The organism is Emcibacter sp. (genome assembly GCF_048269205.1).
Lineage (GTDB): Bacteria > Pseudomonadota > Alphaproteobacteria > Sphingomonadales > Emcibacteraceae > Emcibacter.
In genome coordinates, this window is the sequence record NZ_JBLXJC010000011.1 from 1 (window position 1) to 9,280 (window position 9,280).

7 protein-coding genes are annotated in these 9,280 nt (G+C 50.5%); 4 read left to right on the forward strand and 3 right to left on the reverse strand.

The window, feature by feature from the left end; translation table 11 throughout:
- The 4 genes from ACN0YD_RS15200 to ACN0YD_RS15215 form a co-directional block, all read left to right on the forward strand.
- A partial coding sequence (locus tag ACN0YD_RS15200; protein WP_417321263.1) for a type I restriction endonuclease subunit R occupies positions 1-2,154 on the forward strand: 2,154 nt, incomplete at its 5' end.
- A gap of 40 nt (positions 2,155-2,194) precedes the next feature.
- Positions 2,195-2,911: a PD-(D/E)XK nuclease family protein gene (locus ACN0YD_RS15205; protein ID WP_417321265.1), complete on the forward strand. Its 717-nt coding sequence runs from the start codon at positions 2,195-2,197 to the stop codon at positions 2,909-2,911.
- A gap of 11 nt (positions 2,912-2,922) precedes the next feature.
- Complete coding sequence (locus ACN0YD_RS15210; RefSeq protein WP_417321267.1) at positions 2,923-3,552, forward strand: hypothetical protein; 630 nt, start codon at positions 2,923-2,925, stop codon at positions 3,550-3,552.
- Positions 3,553-4,605: 1,053 nt separating this feature from the next.
- On the forward strand, positions 4,606-5,430 hold the full coding sequence (locus tag ACN0YD_RS15215; protein WP_417321269.1) for a hypothetical protein: 825 nt from the start codon (positions 4,606-4,608) through the stop codon (positions 5,428-5,430).
- Here ACN0YD_RS15215 and traI read toward each other — a convergent pair.
- The 3 genes from traI to ACN0YD_RS15230 form a co-directional block, all read right to left on the reverse strand.
- Complete coding sequence (traI, locus tag ACN0YD_RS15220; RefSeq protein WP_417321271.1) at positions 5,407-6,516, reverse strand: TraI/MobA(P) family conjugative relaxase; 1,110 nt, start codon at positions 6,514-6,516, stop codon at positions 5,407-5,409. The genes ACN0YD_RS15215 and traI overlap by 24 nt on opposite strands.
- Complete coding sequence (locus ACN0YD_RS15225) at positions 6,513-6,887, reverse strand: plasmid mobilization protein (RefSeq protein WP_417321273.1); 375 nt, start codon at positions 6,885-6,887, stop codon at positions 6,513-6,515. Before ACN0YD_RS15225 ends, traI begins: the two co-directional genes overlap by 4 nt.
- A 64-nt stretch (positions 6,888-6,951) precedes the next feature.
- Positions 6,952-9,111 (reverse strand): zincin-like metallopeptidase domain-containing protein, encoded by a 2,160-nt coding sequence (locus tag ACN0YD_RS15230; protein ID WP_417321275.1) that lies wholly within the window; start codon positions 9,109-9,111, stop codon positions 6,952-6,954.
- Positions 9,112-9,280 lie beyond the last annotated feature (169 nt).

Sequence of the window (9,280 nt, forward strand, 5' to 3'; positions counted from 1 at the left end):
CGCTTCCATCAGCTGGATGTGGTGCGCAAACTGCTGGCCGATGCCGAGGCGAACGGCGCTGGCAAGCGATACCTGATCCAGCATTCAGCCGGCTCAGGAAAAAGCAACTCCATCGCATGGCTCGGCCACCAGCTAATTGGATTGGAGACCGGCGGCAAGACGACCTTCGATACGGTCATCGTCGTGACCGACCGCCGGGTGCTGGACAAACAGATCCGGGACACCATCAAGCAATTTGCGCAGGTTGCCTCGATTGTAGGCCATGCAGAACGCGCGGGCGATCTGCGGGCCTTCCTGCAGGCGGGCAAAAAGATCGTCATCACGACGGTACAGAAGTTCCCCTTCATCTTAGATGAAATTGGCGATGAACATCGCGGACGGTCGTTCGCCATCATCATCGACGAGGCCCATTCAAGCCAAGGTGGCCGGACATCGGCGAAGATGAACATCGCGCTTGCTGCCGAGGGAGCCGAAGAAGAGGATGAAACGGTCGAGGACACCATCAACCGCCTGATGGAGGCTCGCAAGGTGCTGCCTAACGCCAGCTATTTTGCGTTCACGGCGACGCCCAAGAACAAGACACTGGAGATTTTTGGTGCCGGTGTTCCACAGGGTGGCAAAGTCAAGCATGTGCCCTTCCACAGCTACACGATGAAGCAAGCTATTCAGGAAGGTTTCATTCTTGATGTACTGAAACACTACACGCCGGTCGATAGCTACTACCGTCTGATGAAGACGGTTGAAGACGACCCTCAGTTTGATAGCAAGCGTGCACAGAAGAAGCTGAGGCGTTATGTCGAATCCAACGATTATGCCATCCGGAAAAAAGCAGAGATCATGGTCGATCATTTCCATGACCAAGTCATTGGACGCCGGAAGATTGGCGGTGCCGCTAGGGCCATGGTCGTCACCAGCGGGATTCTTCGTGCGATCCAGTATTTTCAAGCGTTCCGCGACTATCTGAAAGAGCGCAAGAGCCCTTATGAGGCAATTGTCGCTTTCTCCGGGGAGCATGAGTATGGCGGCGAGAAGGTGACGGAAGCGAGTTTGAACGGCTTTCCGAGCAACAAGATAGAAGAGATCGTCAAGTCTGATCCGTATCGGTTCCTAATCGTGGCGGATAAGTTCCAGACTGGCTATGACGAGCCGCTCCTGCACACGATGTATGTCGACAAGACGTTGTCGAGTATCAAGGCAGTACAAACTTTGTCGCGCCTCAACCGGGCGCATCCGCAGAAGCACGATACGTTTGTTTTGGACTTCATGAACGATATCGATGGTATTAGGGCTGCGTTCGAAAACTATTACCGGACAACGATCCTCAGCGAGGAAACAGATCCCAACAAACTGCACGACCTGAAAGCCAGTCTTGACCGCTATCAGGCCTATTCCTGGGAACAAGTCGAGGAACTGGTTGCGTTGTATCTTGGCGGTGCTGACAGGGACAAACTGGACCCGATCCTCGATGCCTGCGTAGCAACCTATAAGACTGACCTGGACGAAGATGGACAGGTCGACTTCAAGGGCAAGAGCAAAGCGTTTACACGCACCTATGGTTTTTTGTCAGCCATACTTCCCTACTCGAATGCCGATTGGGAGAAACTTTCAATCTTCCTGACGTTCCTGACTCCAAAGCTCCCCGCACCAGAGGAGCAGGACCTTTCCAGGGGGATACTCGAGGCAATCGATATGGACAGCTATCGGGTGGAAGCACAGGCCACAATGTCGATAGCACTTCCGGATGCTGATGCTGAGATCGACCCTGTTCCTAGCGTTGGTGGAGGGCGTAAGGCGGAACCTGATTTGGACAATCTCAGCAATATCCTTAAGGCCTTCAACGACATGTTCGGCAATATCGATTGGAAAGATGCTGATAAAATTGGGAAGGTGATTGCTGAGGAATTGCCGACAAAGGTGGCTGCGGACAAGGCTTACCAGAACGCGATCAAGAACTCGGACAAGCAGAATGCCCGCATTGAGCACGATAAGGCTTTGGAGCGCGCGGTCATCGAATTGCTGACGGACCACACCGAGCTCTTTAAGCAATTCAGTGATAACCCGTCGTTTAAGAAATGGCTTTCTGAGGCTGTATTCTCTGCAACATATCGTGCCGCGCAGAGCGGCGCCGCGGCTAGTGCTCATACGAATAGGTAGGAAGGTAGTGTATTCCTCGTTCTAGCTTAAGGATCTCTATATGAAGGTCGATTTGCTGAGTTCCAATCTGCCCGAGTTTTTTCAGAATTTGGGGGAATGTAGTTTTGATAGCTCTAAAGTTCCCGGCGGCGTTGTAGAGTTGCCGAGCGAGAACCAGCTGGTGGGTCTTTTCGAGGATCTAGGGGAGCTGGTTTCGGACCAGACACTTGGATCTGTGAACTTCGGCAACCCCTGGAGTATTGCGGGTCTTCGACGTGACGAAGTTCGAAATGCTGCTGTCCTAAAGTGGTTTCTTGATCCTAGAGGTGGGCACGGACTACATGCTGGTCTCTTGAACAGCTTGCTGACTAACATTCCAGATTTTCCCTTGGAGCCCTCAAGCTATTGCCGGTTGGCCGTTGAAGACTGTCCCGATGGATCGAGAGATAGTCGTGTCGACATTCGGATCGACGATCCTGGCAATTTTTTTCTTATCATTGAGGTAAAAATTGATGCCGGGGAGCAAATTGATCAATTGCAACGTTACTGCCAGATTGCCGAGGCTTGTGCGCGCGACGGTCGACCTTGGAAAGTCATTTATCTTACATGCACCGGTGCGGTGCCAAAAACCGCAGGAATTTACTTTGACGATGTCGTTCCATACTCTTGGTCAAAGATTGCTTCACATTTGTGGGATGCTGCGAAGAAGCCAAAAAATGGGCATGAGATATCTAGGTTCCTTGCGAAAACCTTCGCGAAACATATTAGCAGATTTTAGGGGGGGGATAGATGTCGCACGATCAGAGTAAGCGACCAGGGCAGTTAATCCTGCAAAACTTGAAATTATTTGATCAAGCAGCGGTTTATTTTGAGAGTGAGATAGTTCCTTCGCTAAACGCAGAGTTATCCAATCTGTTCAAAAACTGGTTGGAAGGAAAGTCGTGGCTTGGTGCAGTTAGCGCAGGAGCCGAGTTACACGAATTTTGGTGTGCGCCAGTGCATTGGCGAGATGAAAACGAATATTGGAAAGCTTGGTTTGATTTAGACGTTCGCGACCCGAATGGAACAAACTCCTACCGGGTAGCATCTCTTTTTGGGCTAGGCGACACGCAATATGGTTTCCGGTTTTGCCCGGACCCTTCTTACTTTTCCGATAAAAGGAGTTGGAACAAAGCGATTGCTTCATTGGAGTCAGAAGCAAGCTTGGAGTTGGGAAAAAGAGGTTGGGAACACGAAGGAAAAGGTCGGTATTTTCGACCATTCCAGCTTTCGACAGATAAAATTGTGGATGCTTGGAACGATGACGACTGGGGATATACTTTTGATCATCTGCAACAAGCCTTAGACCAAGTCCATAAGGACTTTGAGCTTTTCAGCTGTTTTATGCAGGTTGTCGAGGAGGCTATAGAAACGCAATAAGTTAGGAGTGGTTCTAACATTGTGTTTTCTTAGTGCAGCTCTGGATAGAGGCGATGCGATGCTCTCTTGGACTGATTGGGATACACAAGTAAAAAAGTTCGTAGTCGCCAAAGAACGTTCATTAGAGCGCTGGTTTTTGCGATACTTACATTCTACAGATGTTCTAAAAGAGTTGGCAGAGAGCCTTGCATTGTCAGTTCCGTTGAGGAGCTGTATTGTGAATGTCCGCTCCGTCTGGATCGATGGTACGCCGCAGGCGTTAGGCAAAACTGTGTCGGGTAAGACAGTTAAATGTGAACTAGCGGACCTCCTCATCATCATACAAAATCGGGATAGTACGTCCGGGAGAGTAACGAGGCGTCGTGGAATTTTGCTGCAGGCAAAGTTGTGTGAGAGATTTGGTAGGCTGTCAGGTGGTCGTTCAACAGCCAATGAGCGGGACTTGCTTGAACTCCTTGATCGCAGTAAGCCTCTCGCTCTTTTTAAAGATACTAAACGTACATCTCTGTTAAATCCGCGCTCACAATACGTGCTTTCCAAATCAACACTAGTTAGTTCTTCTCTGGTTAGTGGGCTGGCTGATTGCTCATCCTATCTCTTATTCCCATCTAGAAGGTTTAAAGAGCCTTTCATTCCTTATCATCCCTTTGTTCTGGGGTGGCCGAAGTGTAGGAGCGTAAAGTCAATTAAGCCTGCGACCTCTGTTGAGCAGGCGTTTAACTTATTATCTTTTGGGCGAATGTTTGGTCGAGATGTCCTGGATCAAAGCTTAAGTAACCAGTGTGAATGGACGCGAATGGTGTATGACCTACTCGGCGGGTATGCATCATTAATGATGAGGCCATCAGCTCCTTGGCCATTTCCTCGAGTGAACAACATTTCAATCACAACAACAAAATACGCCCAGAATACTCTAGTGGGGTTCCAGCGTCATATGGGGGGGCCGCCAACGGCGGATATCTTAGACGCCACAATTCGACAGCCACCATACATTAGCGTGATAGTTGCGGATGTTCATTCTTCTGACGTTGATCCAGACTTGGCTTAGATTTTATGAAGATTGGGGATGCTATGTTATATATCTACGACGTAACAATTGATGCGCCGAATGAAAAATCATCAACATGGTATAAAAATTTCCATGATGCGTTTTGCATGTGCCAATTGGTTAATAACGGAATATTTTCACTGCTAGATTTGTTTGAGGCGGATACAGGAGTTGGTGCCGATATTCTTATACGTGAAATCATGCTTGGTATGAATTCACGGGTAAATGATGTCAATAATATTCATGAATTTCTCGGAGTAGATATTAGAGATTTTAATAAAAATGTTGAGATGGATATCGAAAGAATAATAGGCTTAAGTGTTTCTGGTAGCTGGTCTGAATCCTTAAAAGGTTTTCTAAATATATGGGAATTCATTTTTATATTTTGTTTGTTTGAAGGGGCCGCTCGTAATCTAGTATCTAGAAAAACATTGATGAGAAAAGTTGTACCTAGCATCTTTGAAAAATATCCTGATCAAGTTCGAATGCTAGATCTGGAGTTTTGTTTCACTGAAGATTTGTATTTAAGGGCCTGGAATGTCTTCGTTTCCCTGCGGAATATATATTCACACTCTCATGGGGTAATGGATGCCAAATCCAGATCGGACCTCGTTAAGAGAATAACTGAATTTCGGAGCGCATATGAAAACAGTTTTAACGAGTCTCAATCGGAAAATTCGTTAATTTTGGAAGCAATGTCTCCAGGTTCCGATGATCTTTTCGATGAGGACAAAATACAGAATGGTAAATTTTACTTCATTGAAGACAAGGAGTTGAATATTTTTAAAAGCCTTTTTACTAAGCTGTTATGGGCTGTGAGCCAAAATTAACTTCTTGTTTTTGTGTGGTGTGTTGAGTGACGATCTTAATAGCTCTTGATGCGCTAAGATCAAAACCATTGCCAGCGGGTCTTGATAAGCCTCTATGAGCAAAAACATCTTCCAGTTACGCAACGCTCGGACTGCTAAGCTAGGTTGCCGGGTCATCGTTTTCCGCGTGCTGAGATAACGACGCCAAAGGGCAGGTGTGTTGCGATGCCGAACAAGCGGCCGCGATTTGTAGCGTAGTTTCGTTTTGGTTAGATGTTCGCCATTCTTTCGTGGTTTGGCTTGCCGAGCCTTGAAACTCCCGAACCGTTCTTCAAGCTTGTTTTTGCTACAATATCGATCCAACTGGCTGGCCTTCATCGACTGACCATCAGGGCTCATCAGGACCATTCCGTTACCACGTAGCTTGATGCTCATGTTGTACCCAGAGAGAACCTCGTGCGCTTCCTGCCAGTTCTTTGCTTTTCCCAAGCCCTCCAGTATTTCCTCGCGATACTTGAACACATGCCGCTGGAATGATTCCTGCCAGGTATGGGCCTCGTAGTTCCTTGCTGCTGGTGAGAGCGTGTTCTGTTCGCGCTGCTTGCCATCGGTAATGCCGGGATCAATCGTGAGGCCATACTTCTTCTCCATATCGCGCGAGACCTTGGCAAGGATCTTAAAATCGCGATGTGGCGTTACGACTTTGAGCGTTTCCGGGTGCACCTTGTTAAAGGCAACATGCATGTGGAAATTATCGGTGTTGATATGCGTTCCTGCCACCCGCTGATGATCGCCGTAGCCAAGTGACTTGGCATATTCTGCCTCGATGGCCATCAGATCATTTTTGCTCAGCTTGTCTTGCTCGCCAGGGCGAAAAGAAACGACAAGGTGATAGGTTTTGTCGGCTATATCGGGCTTTTGTCGCCGAACCGCTTCAATATCCAGAAGGGCCAGACCGAGGTCCTCGATATTTGTGCCGGCATCGCAATTGCGGATCCAGAACTGATGAAGTTTCTCGCCTTTCTCCTCGGCTGCTGCGATGTATTCGCCAAGCCGGGTGTAATTATCCGGAACGCCAGACTTCTTGCCGATTTTGGTCGCGATCATGGCTTGGCCTGTTTTTGTTTACCCGGCTGAAGCTGGTCGCGGATCTCGCCAATGGTGGCTTTGAGCTCTGCCTGTGTTTCTTCAATATCGCGGATCAGATCATCGAACTTTTTGAGAAGGTCTGCTGAAAGCGGCTCATCAAGTGCGAGTTTGAAGAGGTTCCCGAGCCTTGCCTGGTCAGCGTTGACCTTTAGAAGATCGCGAATGCCCTGCCATGCGGCGAAGTCGCTGGCACTTGGCAGCTTGGTATTCATCAACAAGCGTTTGAGAAGTTCCGAACGGGACAGACGCATCTGATGGGCCAGCTGATCGATGCGTTCTTTCTCTTCGTCGTTCAAATAGGTTTTGATGACGTGGCGGTCGGTGGCCATGGCATGTTTCCAGTATCGATAAAAAGGTGCCGGTGGCGTTCATTGCGCCACCGGCATTCGGGGATCAGACAGCCAAGCTGGCGGTCTGCTGCTCGCGTCCCCGTGTTCTGGATTTGGCTTTCGGTTTACTGAGGCCGAGCTGTTCTGTGACAAGGCGTTTCAACGCCTCAATCCCGCGTTCCCGATGAATGTCGTTGAAGTCGGTCAAGCCTTTGGCTTTTTCGTCATCCCTCAGATCCGGACGCAGGATCTTTGCCCCGGTCAGTTCAGAAGCCCGTTCGGCTCCCTTGATCCCGGCATTGATCTGCTTGGCATGGTCATCATCAGCCGCAATCACCAGGGCGCGATCCGGATGCTTCTTGTGAAGGGCCTCGGCCACGGGGGCGAGGTTTCCGGAATCAAGGGCAACCACCACCGTCAGCCCGCTGGCCATATGCAGGCTTTGACCGGTGGAATAGCCTTCAGTCACGATCATCGGGCCATTGGGATCACCTTCGATCACATGCATCAGGCCGCGTTTTTTGCCGTCCTTGAGGAACATCTTGGTGCCATCGGGATGGATGGTCTGGATGTTCTCGACAAAGCCGTTGTCATTGGCCATCGGCATCAGAAGGTTGCCGGACTGATCAATGCGCAGGTCACCAGCAGGCACCTGTTTGTTTTGCAAATAGGGGTGATTGGCGGGAGCCGGTTCGGCGTTCTGGAAAATCCCGTAAGCCCGTTTGGCCACGGCGCGATATTGCGCACGGAGTTCCTGTTCTTGAGCTGCTTTACGGGCAGCTGCTTCGGCTCTGGACTGTTCCAACTCCTTTGGATCAATCTTGGTGCCGGTCGCCACCCATTTGACCGGGTCCTGCCCGGACTTGTAATTGGTGATGTTGCCAGCCGGAAGCCCTTCAAGGAACCCGCGATAGGATCCACTTTTCTGGCCTTTGCGATCACCATCAACGGCAACCCGATGCCATTTGCCATCCATGGTCGGCGGTCCATCGAGGATCAAGCCGTTTTCTTTGAGTGCCTGGGCAAATTCCTGTTCCGGGCTGATCTTGGGCTCAGGGGTTTGGGCTTTGGTTTCCTGCCAGCGTTTGAACGGTTCAAGCTCCATATCATCGCGAGCATACCAGGCCTTGGCACGACGATCCCATTTTGCCCCGAGTGCCTTGGCCTCATCTTTGTCACTGAATGGCACATTGAGATAGATGCGTTTGCGTTCGGTACTGGTGTCCTGGTTCGGAGCCTGTGACATCTCATCACTCATGGCATTTTCCTTCTGTCGTTCAACAGCCGGGGTTTGGATGATGGTTTTGGTTTCTTCTTTGGCTTTGATGGGGATCAGGCTTTGACGCAGATCTGGCTCCATGATCCAGGTGCGGATGTTTTCTGCATCCCGCGCAGCAGCGAACAGCGCATTGCGGTCTTCCTTGATGGCTTTCATCCAGGAGCCGACATAGGCAGCATGGCGTTCCGGATAGTGGCCAAGGCCAAGCTCGGTGGTCAGCATGTAGCTTGCGATCTCGGCCCGCAGTTCTTCCTTGGCGTAAACTTCGGACCCAAACGGCCCGAACTCGCGGGCCATACGTGAACTATGCCCCGTTGCATGACCAAGCTCATGCAGGGCAGTTGCGTAATATTCATACTGGCCTTTGAAAGCCGCCTGATGGGGCATATGAATCTGATCAGTTGAGGATCGGTAAAAAGCCCGGTCGTTCTGATCATGGAAGATCGGCACATTGCCTTGCTTGAGGATCTGCTCGGCGCGTTCAATCGGGCTGAAGGTCGGTTCGGGCGCGATGTAGGGGGAAAGGCCATCGATCTGTTCGGCATTGAAGACGACCGCATGAAACACCCTAGGCCGGTCCAACCGCACATCGCGGGTTTTGGCGATACCCTTTTCGTCGAGGACCGGCTTGCCGTTGTCATCCAGCACTTTCTCGCGCTCGGACCATTTCCAATACTCGATCATGGTGCCTTTCTCACCCTTGCGGACTTGCGCGTCCTGGGCCGCCGCCTGGCGATAGGTCATCCAGCGCGGATCGGAGTGCGCGCGCATTTCAAGCCAGAGCGCATTGATGCCGCGATAGTCTTTACCGGATACCGGATTGAACGGGGCCATGCGGGCCTTTCCCGGTTCCCATGGCTTTTGCCAAGGGGCGGTGCCTGCTTCGATATGGCCAAGCAGTTCTTCGACTACTTGATCGCGATAGCTTTTCTTGTTCTCAGCCATGATCGGAACCCTCCGCATCAGCGGTCGGATCAATGCCGTCAAAATGGCTATCAAGCGCTTCATCAACTGAAAGCGCGTCCTCGGTAAAAGCCCCCATGGCATCGGCAATGTCCGGATCAACCGGGACCGGGCCGGAGAGGCTTTGCGCATTGATCATGGAAGAGGCAAG